At 49.5% G+C, this 18,680-nt stretch carries 11 protein-coding genes; 7 read left to right on the plus strand and 4 right to left on the minus strand.

The window, feature by feature from the left end:
* The first annotated feature begins 425 nt into the window (after positions 1 to 425).
* A complete protein-coding gene (locus tag CFK45_RS09705) occupies positions 426 to 965 on the plus strand; it encodes a DUF4124 domain-containing protein (RefSeq protein ID WP_158224667.1) in 540 nt (179 codons plus the stop codon).
* Between the two features lie 45 nt (positions 966 to 1,010).
* Here CFK45_RS09705 and CFK45_RS09710 read toward each other — a convergent pair whose 3' ends face one another.
* Positions 1,011 to 2,528, minus strand: coding sequence for a phospholipase D family protein (locus CFK45_RS09710; protein WP_096086253.1), 1,518 nt, complete (start codon positions 2,526 to 2,528; stop codon positions 1,011 to 1,013).
* 169 nt (positions 2,529 to 2,697) lie between these two features.
* On the opposite strand from CFK45_RS09710, the gene CFK45_RS09715 reads away from it, so the two are divergent.
* Positions 2,698 to 4,419, plus strand: a complete 1,722-nt coding sequence (locus CFK45_RS09715) for an amidohydrolase (protein WP_096086254.1) — start codon at positions 2,698 to 2,700, stop codon at positions 4,417 to 4,419.
* Positions 4,420 to 4,475: 56 nt separating this feature from the next.
* Positions 4,476 to 5,114: a hypothetical protein gene (locus tag CFK45_RS09720; protein ID WP_204378447.1), complete on the plus strand. Its 639-nt coding sequence runs from the start codon at positions 4,476 to 4,478 to the stop codon at positions 5,112 to 5,114.
* Positions 5,115 to 5,120: 6 nt separating this feature from the next.
* Here CFK45_RS09720 and CFK45_RS09725 read toward each other — a convergent pair whose 3' ends face one another.
* The gene (locus CFK45_RS09725; protein ID WP_096086256.1) at positions 5,121 to 6,038 is read right to left on the minus strand and encodes a cation efflux transmembrane domain-containing protein; all 918 of its coding nucleotides are present in this window, start codon (positions 6,036 to 6,038) and stop codon (positions 5,121 to 5,123) included.
* A gap of 227 nt (positions 6,039 to 6,265) precedes the next feature.
* Between CFK45_RS09725 and CFK45_RS09730 the strand changes: the two genes are divergently transcribed.
* Positions 6,266 to 8,185 carry an amidohydrolase gene (locus tag CFK45_RS09730; protein ID WP_096086257.1) on the plus strand — a complete coding sequence of 640 codons (1,920 nt, stop codon included), beginning with the start codon at positions 6,266 to 6,268 and terminating at the stop codon, positions 8,183 to 8,185.
* Between the two features lie 661 nt (positions 8,186 to 8,846).
* Here the strand turns inward: CFK45_RS09730 and CFK45_RS09735 are convergent.
* Positions 8,847 to 10,010, minus strand: a complete 1,164-nt coding sequence (locus CFK45_RS09735; RefSeq protein WP_096086258.1) for a C45 family autoproteolytic acyltransferase/hydrolase — start codon at positions 10,008 to 10,010, stop codon at positions 8,847 to 8,849.
* 313 nt (positions 10,011 to 10,323) lie between these two features.
* Between CFK45_RS09735 and CFK45_RS09740 the strand changes: the two genes are divergently transcribed.
* Positions 10,324 to 13,389 carry an efflux RND transporter permease subunit gene (locus tag CFK45_RS09740; protein WP_096086259.1) on the plus strand — a complete coding sequence of 1,022 codons (3,066 nt, stop codon included), beginning with the start codon at positions 10,324 to 10,326 and terminating at the stop codon, positions 13,387 to 13,389.
* A gap of 296 nt (positions 13,390 to 13,685) precedes the next feature.
* Here the strand turns inward: CFK45_RS09740 and gcvP are convergent, their stop codons facing one another.
* The gene (gene gcvP / locus CFK45_RS09745; RefSeq protein ID WP_096086260.1) at positions 13,686 to 16,577 is read right to left on the minus strand and encodes an aminomethyl-transferring glycine dehydrogenase; all 2,892 of its coding nucleotides are present in this window, start codon (positions 16,575 to 16,577) and stop codon (positions 13,686 to 13,688) included.
* Positions 16,578 to 16,838: 261 nt separating this feature from the next.
* On the opposite strand from gcvP, the gene CFK45_RS09750 reads away from it, so the two are divergent.
* Together CFK45_RS09750 and CFK45_RS09755 are read left to right on the plus strand one after the other, a co-directional pair.
* Positions 16,839 to 17,984 carry a CvpA family protein gene (locus tag CFK45_RS09750; protein ID WP_096086261.1) on the plus strand — a complete coding sequence of 382 codons (1,146 nt, stop codon included), beginning with the start codon at positions 16,839 to 16,841 and terminating at the stop codon, positions 17,982 to 17,984.
* A gap of 107 nt (positions 17,985 to 18,091) precedes the next feature.
* Complete coding sequence (locus CFK45_RS09755; protein WP_096086262.1) at positions 18,092 to 18,658, plus strand: NUDIX domain-containing protein; 567 nt, start codon at positions 18,092 to 18,094, stop codon at positions 18,656 to 18,658.
* The last annotated feature ends 22 nt before the right edge of the window (positions 18,659 to 18,680 follow it).

Genomic DNA, 18,680 nt, shown 5'->3' on the forward strand with positions numbered 1-18,680 from the left:
GTACAGTGAGAACCAAGAGCAATAAAAAAAGAACATTTAAACTCAGTTTCGCCTGGCGCATGCATTGCCTCGCAAGCTTATATTCTATTTGTTACGAGCGCAGTATTATACCGCCGACCTAAAAGTTCCTATAGCAATTTTCTTGGCGTCGATTCCCAAGTCATTAATAGCTTGGTTATTTTTATTTCGGCTTTCAATTTCCCCAGAAAAGCCCTAGTCATCGGCGCCTAGTGTTCAGGAAATTAACCTTTAAGCAAGGTAGTGTTGAGACCGGTTATGGCAATAACTGGAACGCTTATCTGATTGTCAGCGCGTATTTCTAAGCCTACAGTCCTATTATTTTTTTGTCTTTTTAGCGGCACTTATGGTGCCGCTCGCGGTCAGAGTACATACAGTTAGCTCGAAAAAAGTTTAGGTGGATGCTTATGTCTAAGCGCGTTTTAGTCTCCGTTATTGCTGCTTTGTTATTCGCTCAGGCGAGCAATGCCCATATCTATAAAATTACTGATGAACAAGGCAATACTCGCTTTAGCGATGTCGCCCCAGCCAATGCAGAAAGTGTCGAGCTGAAGCAGACCAATGTTGTCGACCCTGTAGCTATCCCCGAGCCTAAGCCTAGCCCCTCACCTGTTGCTGCAGCGCCTGCCCCGCAGCTAAACATTAAATCGCCGGTGGATGGTGCGCATTTTAGCCCCCAGATCTCGAGCATCGTGTTTGAGTGGAGTAGCAATGTAGGCCCTGAGCAAGTAGCTTGGGTGCAGTTGTGGATGGGAGATAAGATTGTCGGCGAATACGCCTATGGTGAGGCAGTAGAGCTCGGTTTAACTGCCCAGCACCGCGGTAGAAGGCAGTTCCATATTCACCTGCTCGATGCCAAGCGCAGGGATATCGTATTTAGCGAGGCGGTAACTTTACAGATTGTCAGACCACAAACCGGTAAAGCGCTGCGTCCGATACCTCATTAAGCTTTAGAAAGCCGAAGCCCAGCAATGGGTTTCGGTGATTCCCCTTTAGAGCTGCCCTTCCGGTAGCAGCCTGAAAAACCTGAGTTTCATTCGAGTCCAGCGTGTCGTGCCGGGCTCTTTGTTGTAACTGAGCTCTTTGCCAGCCTCTATGCTGTGCCACTCGATCTTATCTTTTTCGTTGAGTTTGAGTTCGTATACCAGCTGCAAGAGCGCTTCATCGTCGGCTATTAACAACTCTTCCGCCAAGCCTTTGGATTCGATGCTCACGCCCAGCTCGGTATTGATATTAATCGAGCGCGGGTCGAAGTTGAGTGAACCGGCGAAGACCAGTTTTTTATCGATGATGACAAGTTTGGTGTGTAGGGTAGTTGTGTGTGAGGACGGATCTGCCAGGCCGGGCTGTAAGGTCGTTGCGGCATCGGGCCGAGCTTCGTAGAGCTCAACACCGAGTTCTAATAAATCTTTGCGATAGGAGCTGTAGGCCGCATGCACTGGCATATGGTTATTTGAACGCAGCGAGTTGGTCAGCACCCGAACTTTCAGCCCCTTGTTTATCAGACTCTGGATAAACTCCATGCCTTCATCACCCGGAATAAAATAGGGGGTGATAACAATGATTTCTTGCTCTGCCTGGGCCATCAGCTCGGTCAGGCCCATAATCATATGTTTTTCGCGCTCAGTGCTCGGCCGGTCGAGTTTTTCCGGGCTCTCTGTCATTTGTTGAATAAGTGCGCGGTAGCTCTTTTGTTCTATTAGTTCATCGAGTTTTAGTAATGCAGCCTCCTGACTCATATTGCCGCTATCTAGTTCGGCGATTTTTTGTTCTGCAAGTTTGAGTGCTTTTTCGCTAGGGCTGGTACCAAGCTTGTCTATCGGCAGTGCCTTGTGGAAATTCCAGTAATGGTCGAAGCTCTGGGCGAGCTCAGTGCTAATAGCACCGTGCATTAACAGGTCGACATCAAAAAACTCACCGCTGCTTTTTAAGCTGTAGTATTCTGCGGCGATATTACGCCCGCCGATAATGCTGAAACTGCCGTCAACAATGAAGGACTTGTTGTGCATGCGCCTGTTTGCATGCTCAAAGTCGGAGAGAAAGTTCAGGCTGTGTACGCCTTGCCGGGGCAGTGGGTTAAACAATCGGATCTCAATATTCGGGTGCTGGTTTAGGTACCACAGGTCGGCATCATTGGCGCTGGTGAAAATATCATCGAGCAAAAAGCGAATGCGTACTCCTCGGTCGGCCGCTTGAATCAGTTTTTTTGATACAAGTGCGCCCACCTCATCATCTTTCATTAAGAAATACTGCATGTCGATGCTGTGCTCCGCGGCATCAATCAGGGCAATGCGAATGGCGAGGGCGGGGTGGCCTTCGTCGATCAAGTGAACTTCTGAATAGCCCGGGTTCTCCTGGGCCCAGTTTTTGCTGTATTCGGCGAGCGGGCTGCCGGCCTGTGGCGGCAGGCTATAACTCTGTGTTTTCTCAACATCAAAGTTGACACTGGCGCAGGCGTACAAGAGGCTGAGGCAAAGGCTGCTCAATACAGCTTGGAATAGGGGCTTCATAAATGTGGAGGCTGGTTTAAGGTTTTCTGTACATACTCTATCTTTAATGCCGGTCAGATGATAGCGTTATACGATGGTTTGAATTGGCTGAACGCCGCATAGATTGGTGCCTTTGTCAGCCACCGTGATTGCTAATTATTTAACCTAAGCTGGTACATAGGATAAAACAATGAGACTGATATTTACTGCATTGGCGCTACTACTCGCCGCATGCGCACCAAAAGATGTGCCGGTGGCGGTTGAGGAAGTTCAAGCTGTAAACGCAGCCGACAGCATTTACCTGAACGGAAAAATCTACACGGTCGACACTGCCCAGCCCTGGGTCGAAGCGCTCGCGATTAAAGACGGTAAGTTTGTCGAGCTCGGCTCGAGTGAGGCGGTGCTTAAGCTCAAAGGCGAGAGCACTGAAGTTGTCGACCTGAACGGTGCTTTTGTTATGCCCGGTATTATCGATGAGCACATCCATCCTGATATGGGGGCCGATAACTACCTGAACTTGTTTGTTTCTGCGACGGACAGCTGGGACGAGATCACTCAGAAAATTCGCAGTTTCCGCGAGGCCAACCCAGACAAGAAGTGGCTTTATGGCGGCACTCTAAACTGGTTGGCCGATAATAACGGTCTGATTTCGGGATCAGATAAGCCTTCGAATAAAAGTGTGCTCGACGAAATCGTGGCCGACCGACCAATAGCGCTCTGGGATCAAGGTGCTCATGCCATGCTTCTGAACAGTATGGCTTTAAAAGAGCTTGGTATTGTTAAGGGGGCTGTTCCTCCTCCTGGCGGAATCTTTGTTACCGATGAAAGCGGTGAGCCGACGGGTGTAATTCGTGAAACCGCGGCAACCATGGTGCTAAATGCCCTGGATAATTACCCAGATGAGTTATGGACTGAAAAGGGCATGAAGGCCTTTTTAAATGAGATGCTGTCTTACGGTGTAACCGGTATGAACGATGCCTACGGCACCAAGAAAAACCTTGAGGCCTATACCCTGATCGAGAAGCAGGGCCAGTTAAATCAGTGGATGCATGTGAGCATGGCAACTCCTCTTGAATTTGCCGATGCTGAGCAACGAGCTGCGGCGGACGAGCTGATTCGCAGTGTCGGTAAATATCGCAGCCATTACATTCGCCCGAATGGTATTAAATATATTATGGATGGTTCAGCCGCGGGCCAAACTGCGGCGATGCTTGACCCTTTCCACGGTACCAGCCATCGCGGTGATCTGCGCTACAAGTTTGATGATGTGAAAGCCGATATGGCCAAGTACGCGCCGCTTGGTTTTGGTATGAAGGTTCATGGCATCGGTGACCGGGCTATTCGCGGTACCCTCGATATATACAGTCAGATCCCCAAAGGTTCGTTTGGTACCCCACACTCGGTAGCTCACGGTACCTTTATCGCCCCGGAAGATGTTAAACGTTTCGCTGAATATGGCGCAGTTTACGAAGCCTCTCCGGCCCTGTGGTTCCCGAATGATGGTGTGGATGTGATTCGCAAAGATATTGGCGATCGCACCGAAAACTCATGGCCGATCCAGCCATTAGTTGACGCCAATGCTTTGGTTTCTTATGGCTCTGACTGGACCGTTTCACTCACGCCGAGCCCGTGGCCCGGACTTGAATCGATGATTACCCGTGAAGTTGCCGGGGGTGGTGAGGAGAAGTTTATTCCTGCCTTTGCAGTTAGTCTCGAAACTGCCATTCAGATTTTTACTCTCAATGGTGCTAAAGCGATGGGCATTGCTGAGCAGACCGGTTCAATCAAAGTCGGAAAACAAGCCGACATGATCGTACTGAACCAGAACCTGTTTGAAGTGGATGTTTACGATTTGCACAAAACTGAAGTTGTCAGCACTGTCTTTAACGGTAAAGAAGTCTTTAAACGTTAATCGTGCGCAAGTCGGCCTGCTCCTGCGGCCTGACTTAACACCCCGGAGATTCAATCGTGAAATTATCTAAAGACGCCCAGCAGGAACTTGGCAGTCTACTGGTGAACCAAAGTGACTTGCTAGTTGTCCTGAGTTTTTTACCGGGTGGTGCGCTGGACGAATATCCGAGCCTGCAAAAAGAGTTACACCTCTCTCACCCGAAAATTAAGGCCTATCGTTCGGCGTTAAAAAACGGGGACTTCACCCAAGATGAATATGTTGATCGCATACTCGCTCGCCTTGATATATTTGCGTACGAAATAGCGAAGTCATTAAAGCTGGATTTCTTGGTTGAGCGTGTAGCCCAGCTTGTTGGTGATGAGCTCGAGGCTATTGATGAATTAAGCATTGCAGATATCGGAATTGAAAGTCTGCAGCGTATTTTAAGTGGCATTAGCAGCGAGTTGCCTAAGCGTGTTGCCCCGAAGGGCGATCACCCGTTTTTGGCCGAGCGCGGGCGTATTGATCACCGTTTTTGGCGCAAGGCCGATGCGGCTTACGATGCTTATAACGATGGTTATTCAAAACAGGCGGCACTGGATGCCTGGTGCCAGTTAAACCTAGGCACGCGCTGCCCTCAAAGCTTTATTCGCTGGTTAAAAGTTTGGGGTGACCCGAGGGAATTGATCGAGTGGGTCGACTATAAAACGGCCTAGTGGCTTTTAAGCTTGTTGTCCCGACAGTGCCATCTCGAAGGTCGAGTGTTCGTACTTGTCCTTCAATTGTGTCGCAATGAGTTCTTTAAGTTCAAAAGTCTTTTCTATGCCTGCTTCTTCTAAATAAATTCGCCCGACAAAAGCAATCACTAAAAACGAGCTACCGGTTTTTGAAATAAATAGCTCATCGAGGCTTTCGAGATCAATGTGTTTGTTAATGATGTCGCGAATACTGTTTTTGGTTTCTTCGTCTTGCAGAACGCCACCCGACATTTCAATAAATGAAGATCGAATCAGTTTAATTGGCTGGTAGATAACCAGTAAACAAAGTGCGATAACAACAATGGAGTCGCCAATTTGAGTCAGGAAACCCCACTGACTTGCAGTTGGGATCAAGGACATGCCGACCAACGAAAGCCCAGCGCCGGCGGACATCGCACCATCAATAAATGACTGAACGGTATAGGCCGATAGCATGGTGCTGCTATTGCCGATCTTTTTATTGCAGTACAGGAACAGCCAGGTTAAACCAAAACACAGCAGCATCATGGCAATGGTATAGATGCCGATAATACTGGTGTTGATCGCCTCAAAGCGCTCGCCCTCGATATAGGAAAAAATTTTCAGGCCGTTTTCTATCGATGCGGAAATTATCAGGCCGAGGGTTAATAAACCGATAAGTAAGGAATAGAGCGATTCAAATACATATTGGCCAAAAGGGAAGGTCGTGGTTTTATTCGCTTTGATCTTGGCGATTTTTAAACCTACTAATGTTGCAATCGCTCCGATAAGAGAGAAATTGCCATCGAGCAATAGCGCCTGGGATCCTGAGTAGTAGTAGGCTGTCCAGCCTGCGACGGCCATCAGCATGCTGACCAAGGCTCCGGTCAATATCGCTCTTTGTTCTATGGTGTTGCTGTTCATCAGAAAGTTGCCTTAGTGTTCTTTGCCCTGTGCTCTATCTCGTATCGCGGATTCTGACAGATTTTTTACTACCAAGCCTTACCAATACGGCTAGTGATGTTTGGTAATACAGCCTTTCTTATCATGCGCTCAAGGTCTCAGGGTTACCGACGCGAGCCGTAAAGCTTCCGAGCTTCTGTCGACACCCTGCAGGTCTCCTTAATACACCTAAGTAAAAAGGTAGAGCCATGAAACGAAAAATGTTTTATATCACTGATAACGACAATGTTCTGGATAGCCCGTCCCGTCGTTCCTTCTTTAAATCCGCCGGTGGCGCTGCGGCCTTGTCATTGAGCATAAGCCCCCTTGCTCAAGCTGTTAACTACGCTGCTGCAGACCTCGATGATGTATCTGATCGCCTGGTGCTTTATGTCAATGGCAAGGTTTACCAGGGCGATAAGTTTAAGCAGCACTGGGCGCAGGCCTTTGCCGTAAAGGCTGGAAAGTTTGTACAGGTTGGTACAAACAAAGAGATTCTGAACTTGTCCGAAAGGGGGGGGCGAATTGTCGACTTGCGCGGCCATACTGTGGTTCCCGGTCTTGTCGACGACCACATGCACCCAGAGATGGCCGTTGAGCAACACAACAACATCATTATTGATGAGCTTGAGACAACGTATGAAGAGTTTAAGGCCTTGGTGGAAACTGAATTGCGTGAGCACCCTGAGAAAGAGTGGGTCTTTGGTGGCAACCTAGATTATTTGTGGGATGACGGCAGTGATATTCAGATGTTTGGTCAGCCCTCACATAAAAAAATTCTCGACGAGCTGATTCCAGATAAGCCGGCGTTTTTCTGGGAGACCTCCGGTCATGCGGCATTGGTGAATTCAAAAGCGCTCGAAGTCTGCGGTATTTACGATGACAGCCCGGACCCTGTTGGTGGTCATTATGTAAAAGATAGTCATGGGAAATTAACCGGCGTCCTGCGTGAACTTGCGGCCCACGTCGTATGGGAAAAATTCTTGCTAACCTTGCCTTCACCGGAAGACATTGCCGAGCAGCAGCTAAAACCGATATTCAGTTATTTGAATAGTTACGGCCTGACTTCAATCACTGAACCCTGGTCGAGGGAGATGTATGGCCGAGCCTACAAACACCTCGACAGCAGAAATGACTTGAGCATTCGCCTTACAACTTATGCAACAGACATGGTCGATTTTGCTACGTCTGAAATGCAGCAAATCGCTAGAAACTATATCTACAACCATACACACTATAGTGGCAACATGGTGCAGCTCGTGGGTGTTAAATACATTCTTGATGGCGCAGCTGCAGGGCAAACGGCGATTGTCGTAGAGCCATATGAAGGCACTGACTACCACGGCCCTTGGCGCAATACACCGGAAGATTATCGCGAGGGTTTGCATCGTTACGATGAGATGGGCTTAGTTGTACATGCTCACTGCGCGGGTGACGGAGCGGCGCGTATGGTTCTGGATGCGGTGGAGGAGCTACGCAAGAAACCCGGTAATAACGCCGATAAACTGCAACACCGTATCGCTCACACATCGATGATTCATCCAGATGATGTGCATCGTATTGCCGAGCTAAATGTTTGGGCTGAGTTTTCACCGGTCTTCTGGTACGACATGCCGGCCATTCGAGTTGTTGAAAAAGACATTGGTAAACACAGGGTCAATAAATACATGTTCCCGATTAAACCCATTGTTGATTCTGGCGCGAGTGTGTCCATCGGCACCGACTGGGCGGTTACTCCCGTCAACCCCTGGGTTGCCCTTGAAACCGTGGTTACCCGACGAGGCCCCGGTATTACTGAAGGCCCTTCACTGAATGCCGAGGAGCACGCTATCCCGCTGGAGACGGCCTTGTGGATGTACACTCAGGGTGGTGCTGACAGCCAGAAGCAGGGCGATAAAATCGGTTCAATTAGCGCCGGTAAATTTGCCGACTTTGTGGTACTCAACCAAAATATTTTTGAGGTACCGATTCACGAAGTGCATAAAACCAAAGCGCTCAGTACCGTTGTCGGTGGTCGCGATGTGTATTTAAGTTCGCAGGTAGGCGACTTAGTAGACTTTACTAAGATAGAAGGAAAGTACGCAAATGAGACGATAAGTTATTCAAGCAATGGTCGCCAGTTCTGTTGACCGCTGTGTTAATTGCAAATCCCAGCAAGGCGCCTGACAATTTGTAAGGCGCCTTTTTTATGCGCTAGTTGGAGCTGAAATACTTAGACTGGGCAAAGAATAAACCGGTGTGGGTGCTATCGACATATTCAACCCGCCACCACCAAGCGCTTGGCCAATTGGGTCAACTACATAAAAGCCACCACCCTTGGTATAAATCTTTTGCCATAGGTATTACTCCACAATAGTGTGGAACTGGTGCTTGTCGACGGCCTCGATGAAACATTACTAACGACGGTCACATAGTGAAAGTGTTTTCCGTGAGCACTGCGCTTTTTCAACCACGGTAAGCTTTCATACAGATGGAGTTAGCTCTAAACCTTTGGGGGCTGACAAAGAAATAGATACGTACATATGACGAAAGACTTCGGGGTAGGGATCTTCATACGTCTTTGATGTACAGAATAATTACCTCCATATCAAGTAGCTGTCTCAGTGTGCTATTGGCAAAGGCTCTATCTTTAAATTCAGGCAAAATAGTTTGTAGATAGGGTAAGAGTTTTTAATTGATATAAATGCAGAAGCTTGTGCTAGCGGGGAGTGTCATGAAGAGATTTGTTAGTGAAGAGTCTAAAAAAAGAGCACCGGGTTTAATCGGTGCTCTGTAGGTTTATGCACTTTTTTAGTGGTTACGAATATGCACTTCCGGGTGCTCGTCATCAGTCTTGATATACATATCCACTAATTTTCCATTCACTCTGAAGTGAGTTGAGGTTACAGTTCCAACGTATTTCCCACGACCTTTCCACAGCGGTTTACTTTCAGCAAAAGCCTGAACCTTCTCCTTACTGGTATCGACGTCTGCGGTTTTCATATATTCCTCAGAGGCGTTTTGTCGATCAATGCTGCACTGTGAAGTAAAAGGTTTTACACACTCTTCCGGTTGATAGGTTGAGTGATTGGCGTGAGCCTGTCTGTCGCGCGAACTCAATATAGTCTGGCCGTTGTAGTGGTTTTCTATATTGAGTACGCGCTCATTCGCGTCGACCAGGGTGTAAGAGAAAAACGCTGAGTACTCGGGGAACTCCGCCATCATCTCAACCAACTCATCGGCCGATTCGGTGTTATAGGCTTCCCAGCTTAAGTAATACGATGGGGTCGAAGTCGCAGAGATAATTTCTCCGTCGAGAACCTCTCGCACCTTGCCTTCGTCGGCCATGGTATTCATTAAAATAGGCTGCCCGCCTTTGTTAACGCCGCCGTAGGGAATCAAGCCTGCCCAGGTCTGAATAATGCGGTGTTTGCCGTCATCGTCGATATGGTTCAGCACAATCAAACCTTCGTAATTAATGCCCATGTAATCGAAGTTGGCTTGTGCCCAGGCTCTACCCTGACCGTCGCTAATACCCATGACGGTACAGCGTTCGCTCGCGGGTTTATCCTGTAAAAAGCCCATGCCACCGTTTCTTTGCGATTCAAGTACAGCCTCATCGGACATGCCAACGGCGAGCAGTAGATGGGGATCGCGATTCAAACTATCGGCAAGGCCTTTAATATAGTTCGCGGCATCGGGGGAGACTGTTTTTAATCTGAGGAAGAGATTTTGCCCCTGCATGCCTTTGGCAAGGCTAATAACATTTAGGCCAGGTAGCATTTCACCGAGCATGTCGTTGTAGCGGTCTATGCCGTCGAGGATCTGCTCTTTGGCAACGGTGCCGACGTGAAGGCCGAGCTCATAACTACTGCCCTCAAACTTCACTTCGGCAATTTGGTCGGTGTGTTGGATCAGCTCCGCGTTCGCAGAAGCGCTGATGATAAGTGCGATGCATGCGTTTAATGCTTTCATAGGTAGTACCTCTTTTAGTTCGCCTAGCTGGCTGAAAGGCCGCAATCTGGCTTTGATCTTGTCTGCTGCGGTATGCGCTTACAGTAGCGAGAGTGGCTTTACCAAACATCACTAGCCGCACTGGTGAGCTTTAGTAGTGACAATTAAGAGGGGCGGGCATAATTCGGGTGAAACTTGCACGGGGAGTACATAGATTGAGCGCGATAGTGACAAATTGACTACTAAGCTCTGGCAATACACTTAGTAATGCTTAGTATGCGAGCGGGCTTTAGTATGAGCCTATGTTGTAGATAAATTCAGGTGGTGCGCCGCTATGTTAAAAATCTTTCTCAATCGTCCCAAATTTGCCGTGGTTCTCAGTATCTTTATGATGCTCGCCGGTGCCATCGCTGCAATTAACTCGCCGGTTGCCCGCTACCCCGATGTCGCTCCGGTAACTGTGCAGGTCTACACCTGGATGGATGGCGCCAGTGCCGAGGTGGTCGCTAAAGTTGTTGCGCCCAATATCGAAAAGCAAGTAAACGGCGTTGAAGGCATGGAGTTTATGAAATCGACTTCCGGCTCCGACGGAACCTACTCGCTCGAAGTGGTCTTTGCTGCAGGCACTGATGCAGACAGGGCTGTGAGTCTTGTGCAAAACCGGGTTAATTTGGCATTGCCTGAATTACCCGTCGACGTGGCCCGCAATGGAATCACCGTTGAAAAGTACACCAGCGGTATGGTGTTAGCGTTGGCAGTTAGCGACCCGGATGGAAAGGCAAGCGAACTTGAAATCAATGCGTTCTCTGGCGGAGCCTTAAAAGAAGCTATTCAGCGCTTGCGCGGTGTATCGAAGGTACAGATCGTCGGTGAAAAAAAGTACGCAATGCGTGTTTGGCTCGACCCGGTAAAAATGGCTCAGTTTAAGGTCAATATTGATGAGATTTCCTACGCCATTGCTCAACAAAACAAAATTGCCGGGGCAGGCCGCATTGTCGGTGATGAGCTTGAGTATTCACTTTCCGTTGATGGTGGTTTGGTCGAAGCCGATCAGTTTGGCAATATCGTAATACGCAATAAAGCGCTATCTAAAAAAGTGTTACTCCGCGATGTTGCCGAAGTTAGCCTGGGGTCGGAATCCTATGTTGCCAATGCCTACAGCGACGGTGGCATAGGCTCTTTGATTTTTATTTATCGAACTCCCGATGCCAATGCGATGGATGTGGGGGCTTCAGTTAAAGAGCTGATAAATAGTATGGATAGCTCCTACCGCATTGAAGCCGTCTACGATACAACCGAATTTGTTGCCGGGGCTATTTATTCCGTTATTGAAACACTGATCCTGGCCGTGGTCATTGTCTCGTTGGTAACTTTGTTCTTTATGCAGTCACTGCGTTTGACCTTGATTACCTGCACGGCGATTCCAGTATCGCTGATTGGCACTTTTGCGGTGATGTCGGCAGCAAATATCAGTATCAATATTATTTCGATGTTTGGTTTAGTGATGGCGATTGGCATCGTTGTTGATGCGGCCATTATTGTTATTGAGAAAGCTGAGTCGATTCTGCACGAGAAGAAAGACCTGAGTGTCAAAGGCGCTATCTCTGAAGCGATGGACGTTGTTGTTAGCCCAATTGTCGCAAGTGCGTTGGTTTTACTGGCTGTGTTTGCACCGACAGTATTTATGTCCGGTATGACCGGGATCATCTACGGTCAGTTCGGTATCGTCTTGTGTGCTGCAGTGCTTGTTAGCACGGTAGTCGCTTTAACGCTTACACCCGCGCTCTGCGTTTTATTTATGAAACGAGAAAACAAAGGCAGTGTTGCGCGCGTACTGGAGAAATTGATCGGCGCTAAAGTAAGGGGCTTCACTTGCTTAACTAAAGCTGCTGTTAAGTTGCCTCTTGTATCTATTATGGTGTTGCTTGCCATGTTGTATGCGACTTTTGAAGCAGCAAAAGGCATCCCCAGCGGTATGCTGCCAAACGAAGATACCTCTGCCGTATTTGTTGTCGGTTCATTTCCTCAGGGAAGCTCACTGGCCAAAACCGATGCGCTTACGACTGAATTGAGCAAGGACATTCTTCAGCTTGAAGGCGTTGCGAATGTGATGTCGGCCAGTGGTTTTAATCTGCTTACCCAAGCTGCTGAAATGAATTCATTTATGATCGTTGCAACCATGCCGCCACTTACTGAAAGGCAAGTATCGGATGATTGGTTGGTAGAACAACTCAATGCTCTGCTGGCGAGCAAAGAAGGCTTTTTAGGTTTCGCCTTTAAACCGCCCGTTATTCCTGAGCTCGGCATGGTTAATGGTGTCAATGTGGTATTTAACGATGCCAAAGGCCGAAGCCCTGCTGAGATGGGTGAGTTAATTGCTCAAATAGTGGCGGAATTAAATGCGAGTGAGGCTATTAGCTATGCCTCTACGCAATACAGTGTTGATAAACCTTCTTTACGTTTGAACTTAGATAGGCAAGCGCTCGATAACTACGGTGTGGTTTATGCCGATGTGGTTGCGAGTATCCAGGCTTATATGGGTGGCATGTATGTAAATACCTTTAATAAAGAGGGGCGCAATTACAAGGTGCTGATTCAGAATGATCCTTCGTATAGAAAAAATGCTGAGGCGCTTGAATTGCTTCAATTCGCACACCCGAACGGCAACACAATTCCGGCGACTCAGGTCATGACGGTTGAAGAAGTTACCGTCCCGGCTTTTATTAGTCGCTTTAATGTATTTCAGTCTGTGGCGGTGGACCTTATGCCTTCGGGATCGAGCGGTGCCGCGATTCAAGCAGTGCAAGCACTTGAACTGCCCGATGGTGTTAGTTATGAATTTACCGGAACGGCACTTGAAGAGGTCAAAGCGGGCAATCAGGTTTTGATTGTATTTGGCTTGGCTTTGTTGATTACTTTTTTGGTGTTGGTTGCTCAATATGAATCTTGGGTGATTCCACTAATTATTATGCTCACGGTTCCAACGGCTGTGATTGGTATTACTGGCGGAGTTTTGGCCCTTGGCTCAGAAATCAATATGCTGACCCAGCTAAGCGCGGTGTTATTGATTGGTATGACGGTACGCAACGCAATACTTATAATCGAGTTTGCTAAAACTTTACGTGAAGAACAGGGGCTTGGACTGAAAGAAGCTGCGATAGAAGCGATGAGGGCCCGCGCGAGAGCAGTATTTATGACGGCCTTTAGTTTTGGCGTTGGTCTGGTGCCATTAATGATGGCCAGTGGCGTGGGTAATGGTGGCCAAAAGGCCCTGGGTTATGCATCCTTTGGCGGTATTGTTAGCGCTACTTTTGTCGGCTGTATTTTTGCTTGCGTGTTTTTTGTTGTGATACAGAGCTTGCGAGAAGCAGTAAAAGCTAGGCTAAGCCCAAAACAATAGTTTGCTGTAGGTAGGAGAGTGCATGATCTATACCTAGTCTCCCCCGACAGTCCGCTATTGGCCGTTTTCGCCGAATGCACTACGTGTCCCAAAGCAGATGTTAGTAGCCTAGAGTCTAACTGAGAATGGTTTAGCTTCTGGGGGAGGGGCTGCAGGGGTACCGAAAGATTATATGAGAAAGCCCTGTACTCCAGGCATTACCTGATCTACAGGGCTTTCATTGGCGTTAACCCACTTTATTAAGTTAACCCACTCTCTGAAATCGTTAACCCACTTTATTCCATGACCTCAACAACTCAAACCTCATCCGCATAATTATCAATGCTCGGGCAGGAACAAAGCAAATTCCTATCCCCATAAACATTGTCAATGCGATTCACATACGGCCAGTATTTGTGATCGTGCAAATACGGCAGCGGGCGGGCGGCTTCTTCGCGGCTGTAGGGGCGGTCCCACTCTTCGAGCATGTCATCTAAGCTGTGCGGGGCGCGTACCAGGGGGTTGTTGTCTTGCGGCAACTTTCCGCTTTCAACGTCGGCGATTTCTTCGCGAATTTTTATCATCGCGTCGCAGAATCTATCTAGTTCAGCAAGGCTTTCACTTTCGGTTGGCTCGATCATCAAGGTGCCGGCAACCGGGAAACTCATCGTCGGGGCGTGGAAACCAAAGTCCATTAAACGCTTGGCAATATCTTCTTCGGTAATACCGCTAGAAGCTTTTAAGGGCCTCAAGTCGAGTAAACATTCGTGAGCGATGCGGCCCTGCTTGCCGGTGTACAGAATAGGGAAGTGCTCTTTGAGCTTTTCGGCCACGTAGTTTGCGTTAAGGATTGCGTAGCGGGTGGCGTCGGTCAGGCCTTCTTTGCCCATCATGCGAATGTACATCCACGAGATGGGCAGAATGCTGGCAGAACCCCAGGGCGCAGCGCTAATCACACCGTTCTCTAATTTAGTGCCTTTAACTTCTTGCAGTGGGTGGCTGGGCAAGAAGGGCGCGAGATGGTTTTTAACACCAATAGGGCCCATGCCGGGGCCGCCGCCGCCGTGAGGAATACAGAAGGTTTTGTGTAGGTTTAAGTGGCTGACGTCGCCGCCAAATTCACCGAGTGCGGCGAGGCCAACCATGGCATTTAAGTTGGCGCCATCGACATACACCTGGGCGCCGATACTGTGCATCAGGGCGCAGATATCGCGGATGTCTTCTTCAAATACACCGTGGGTAGAAGGGTAGGTGACCATGATCGCGGCGATGCGTTTGCCGTACTGCTCAACCTTGGCTTTTAAGTCTTCGATGTCGACGTTGCCGTCAATGGTGCAGGGGCTAACCACAACCTTCATGCCGGCCATGTGGGCGGTGGCCGGATTAGTGCCGTGGGCCGAGCTTGGGATAATGCAGATATCGCGCTCGCTTTCGCCGTTGGCCTTAAAGTAGTTGGCAATTGCAACCAGGCCTGCGTATTCACCCTGGGAGCCGGCGTTCGGCTGCAGGCTGATGGCATCGTAACCGGTACAGGTGGCGAGCATGGCTTCGAGCTGCTCGAAGAGCTCCAGATAACCCTGGGCCTGATCCAGCGGTGCAAAAGGGTGCATCTTGCCGAACTCGGGCCAGGTCACAGGGACCATTTCTGCGGTGGCGTTGAGTTTCATTGTGCACGAGCCGAGCGGGATCATGCTCAGGTTCAGCGCCACATCGCGGCTCTCCAAGCGCTTCATGTAGCGCAGCATGTCGGTTTCGCTGTGGTAGAGCTCAAATACCTGGTGTTGCAGGGCGTTCTCTTTTCGTAGCAGCGCTGGCGGAATGGCTTCGATGCTTGCGGCTAAGTCTTCCAGTTTCTCGAAAACGTCGCTAAAACCTGAACCTGCAAAAATGCTGAGCAGATCTTTGATGTCGTCTTCGCTGGTACATTCGTTCAGGCTCACCGCGACGGCGTTTTTGCCGACTGCGCGCAGGTTAATACCGCTGTCTACTGCGCGCTGCATTAAGGCCTGTTGGCGATCATCCACTTCCACACACAGGGTATCGAAGTAGCTGCTGTTGCGAATCTTGTAACCCTGTTTTTCAAGGCCGGCGGCGAGCACTTTGGTAGCAAAGTGCACACGATTGGCTATGCGCTTTACGCCTTCGGCGCCGTGGTACATCGCGTAGAAAGCGCTCATGATGGCGAGCAGTACCTGCGAGGTACAAATATTGGAGTTAGCCTTTTCACGGCGAATGTGTTGCTCGCGAGTTTGCATGGCCATGCGCAGGGCCTGCTTGCCGCGCGAGTCGATGCTGACGCCGATAATGCGGCCGGGGGTGGTGCGTTTGTGCGCTTCGCGGAAAGCAAAGAAACCGGCGTGTGGGCCACCAAAACCCATCGGAATGCCAAAGCGCTGGTTGGAGCCAACAACGATGTCAGCGCCCTGGGCGCCCGGGCTTTCAAGCAGCACGAGGCTTAAGATGTCGGCGCCGACAATCAGCTGCGCGTCTTTGCTGTGCAGGGCATCGGCAAGGCTCTTTAATTCGGGCACTTCACCATCGGTACCGGGGTATTGCACGTAGGCGGCAAAACAGTCGGTCTTGGCTATGTCAGAAATTGGGCCGATATGCAGCTCAAAACCAAAAAATCCTGCGCGCGTGCGCACGACTTCGATGGTTTGTGGGTGGCTCTGCTCGTCGACAAAAAAGACCGTGCTCTTGTTCACACGATTGGAGCGTTTGGCCATCGCCATCGCTTCGGCTGCGCCAGTGGCTTCATCGAGCAGGGAGGCGTTGGCCATGTCCATGCCGGTTAGCTCGATAATCATTTGCTGGAAGTTCAGCAGTGCCTCTAAGCGGCCCTGGCTAATTTCCGGCTGATAAGGCGTGTAGGCTGTGTACCAGCCAGGGTTTTCAAGCACATTGCGCTGAATAACCAGAGGCGTGTGGCAATCGTGGTAACCCTGGCCAATATAGTTCTTGTAGACCTTGTTGCGGCTGGCGATTTCTTTCAATTCAGCCAGCGCATCACTTTCACTGACCGCGCCACCGAGTTTCATTGCCTCGTTTAGGCGGATGCTTTCGGGCACGGCTTGTTCAACCAGTTGCTCGAGGCTGTCGAGGCCGAGCTGTTTGAGCATAAGCTCGGTATCGGCGGCATCGGGGCCGATGTGGCGGCCGATAAATTCATTTTGGTTACTCAGTTCTTGCAGCGAGGTCGCTTTGCTCATGTATGCTTCCGCTTAGGCGTTGAAAGGGCTTGAGTTGAGACGTACGTGTTTGTACTGTCTTCATGTTTTTTTGTGCGCAGGCGCAAAATTGGGGCTGGATACTTGCTCTTGCGTGAGTTTTTGCTCTCTAAAATAAAAGCTTTGGCTTAACAAGCTAAGGGCCCCGAGCTTATTTTTGCCCCGTTCTTCGGGCGCGCGATTTTAACAGATCGCGCATTGATGAGATAGTAAGCAATAACAGTGGTATAAGGTAAAAAAGACGTGGAAGATTGGCTGATTTACGCCGCGCTGGCTTGGGTGGGCTTTCAAGCCGTGCTCGGCTGGCGCCGCGGTTTGTGGAACGCGCTGCTTGGGCTTGTGGCCCTCGGTCTTGCTTATTTGGCTTCTATTTTGTGGGGTGCGAGCTTCGCAAAGTGGCTGCAGAGTTTGCCGCTATTTAGTGCTGAGTTGGCTGCCTATACCAGCTTTATTGCCTACCCGCTGATATTTATTGTTATTACCAGCGTATTTCCGATGCTGGCAAGGGCGCTGTTGCCGTTTCTTAAAAGTAAGAGCCACTTACTTCGTGCAGCTGGCGCTGTAGTCGGTGCCGGCATTGGTTCGGTAATGGTGCTGATCTTTATCTGGTTTATCGACTTTGCTGCCGAAGCGCTGAATAAAGATGCGAGCGTTGCCGTAGCTGGTGAAAACAGCGCTTTGAATCAAGTGGCAAAGCAGTTTGTCGGTGAACTCACCGAAGCCGGCTTGAAGCTTGCCGGCAATGATCCGGCGCAAGCTGAGGCTATTGCCGCGGTAATGAGTGAGCCGGGCACGGTGATTAGTTCCGTCAAGGCGCTTGGGCAGAGCGACAATATGCGCAAAGTTGTGCACAGTCAGCGTTTGCAGCGCATGATGGCTAGCAACGATGTTTCAAGTTTGAGTTCCAGTCGCGAGTTTCAAATGTTGGTTGCTGATCCGGCGGCCGAGCCACTGTTAAAGCAGCTGGAGCGCGGCGGCCGCACTCAGGCGCAGGCCGAAGACTTCCTTGCTGAGCAAATGACTTTTGTCTGGCGGCGCATGCTTGCGGTGAAACACGATGCCAGAGTGGCGCCCCTGCTTGAAGATCAGGCCTGGCGCCGGTCGCTCGCGGATAAAAACCCTGCACAGCTGATGGCCGATCAAAATTTTCAAAAATTAGTTAGCGTGATTATGGAAAGCCGGCCCGAGCTCGACACCGCTGATTTAAGCGCGTTATTAGACAAAGAATCCCGTGGCCGGCACTCAGATAGCTTGCCGTCTTCCGAAGCGAAGCCCTATATGCGAAGTACGGTTTACAAATGGGTCGATGACGGCGGCCAGGTCCAGTACAGCGACTGGCAAGATATACCCGAGCACAAACGCGCCAGTGCAGAGCGTTTTTTAAACTAATCGGTACGAGTTTTATTTATTTTTAATCGGCCGGTTTTTCTGCGTTTTATATAAAGCGATTAATCTGGCCGTTATAAGTGTTAGCGTAGCTAAAAGGGAGCAGGTAGATGATTGATCGCAAGGTGGTTGAAAAAGTTGGCGGCTGGAAGCGCCTGAGTAAAGAAGTAGTCTACGAAAACCCCTGGATAGAAGTCAGTCACGAGCAAGTGCTGCGCCCTAACGGTACTGAGGGCATCTACGGTTTAGTAAGTTTTAAAGGCTGTGCGGTTGCGGTGGTGCCGATTAGTGAAAACGGCGATACCTGGCTGGTAAAACAAAGCCGCTATGCAATGGACGAGATAACCATTGAAGTGCCCGAGGGCGGTGCCTCGCGCGATGAAGACCCAGCCCTTGCCGCGTTAAGAGAGCTAGAAGAAGAGGTGGGGCTTAAAGCGGAAAAAATTGAAAAAATCCTCGAGCTGCAAATTTCTAATTCGATTACCAACGAGCGCGCCCACGTGTTTGTGGCAACAGGTTTAAGTGAGGGCATGCAGGCACTTGAAGATACTGAAGATATTGAAGTGATCAAGCTGCCATTAAGCGAGGCGATTAGCATGGCGCAAGATGGCCGCATCACCGACGTGATGTCGGTAGCGGCACTGTTAAAAATTGCGCTTGATGGGCGGTATTTATAGATTATTTGTAGAGAAGTAAGTG

It is taken from the genome of Agaribacterium haliotis (genome assembly GCF_002312815.1).
Classification (GTDB): domain Bacteria; phylum Pseudomonadota; class Gammaproteobacteria; order Pseudomonadales; family Cellvibrionaceae; genus Agaribacterium; species Agaribacterium haliotis.

Bases quoted from the DNA above. Each gene is read 5' to 3' on its own strand.
- CFK45_RS09715 (WP_096086254.1), top strand. From the start codon at position 2,698: ATGAGACTGATATTTACTGCATTGGCGCTACTACTCGCCGCATGCGCA.
- CFK45_RS09755 (WP_096086262.1), top strand. From the start codon at position 18,092: ATGATTGATCGCAAGGTGGTTGAAAAAGTTGGCGGCTGGAAGCGCCTG.
- CFK45_RS09705 (WP_158224667.1), top strand. From the start codon at position 426: ATGTCTAAGCGCGTTTTAGTCTCCGTTATTGCTGCTTTGTTATTCGCT.
- CFK45_RS09735 (WP_096086258.1), bottom strand. From the start codon at position 10,010: ATGAAAGCATTAAACGCATGCATCGCACTTATCATCAGCGCTTCTGCG.
- CFK45_RS09740 (WP_096086259.1), top strand. From the start codon at position 10,324: ATGTTAAAAATCTTTCTCAATCGTCCCAAATTTGCCGTGGTTCTCAGT.
- CFK45_RS09710 (WP_096086253.1), bottom strand. From the start codon at position 2,528: ATGAAGCCCCTATTCCAAGCTGTATTGAGCAGCCTTTGCCTCAGCCTC.
- CFK45_RS09725 (WP_096086256.1), bottom strand. From the start codon at position 6,038: ATGAACAGCAACACCATAGAACAAAGAGCGATATTGACCGGAGCCTTG.
- CFK45_RS09730 (WP_096086257.1), top strand. From the start codon at position 6,266: ATGAAACGAAAAATGTTTTATATCACTGATAACGACAATGTTCTGGAT.
- gcvP (WP_096086260.1), bottom strand. From the start codon at position 16,577: ATGAGCAAAGCGACCTCGCTGCAAGAACTGAGTAACCAAAATGAATTT.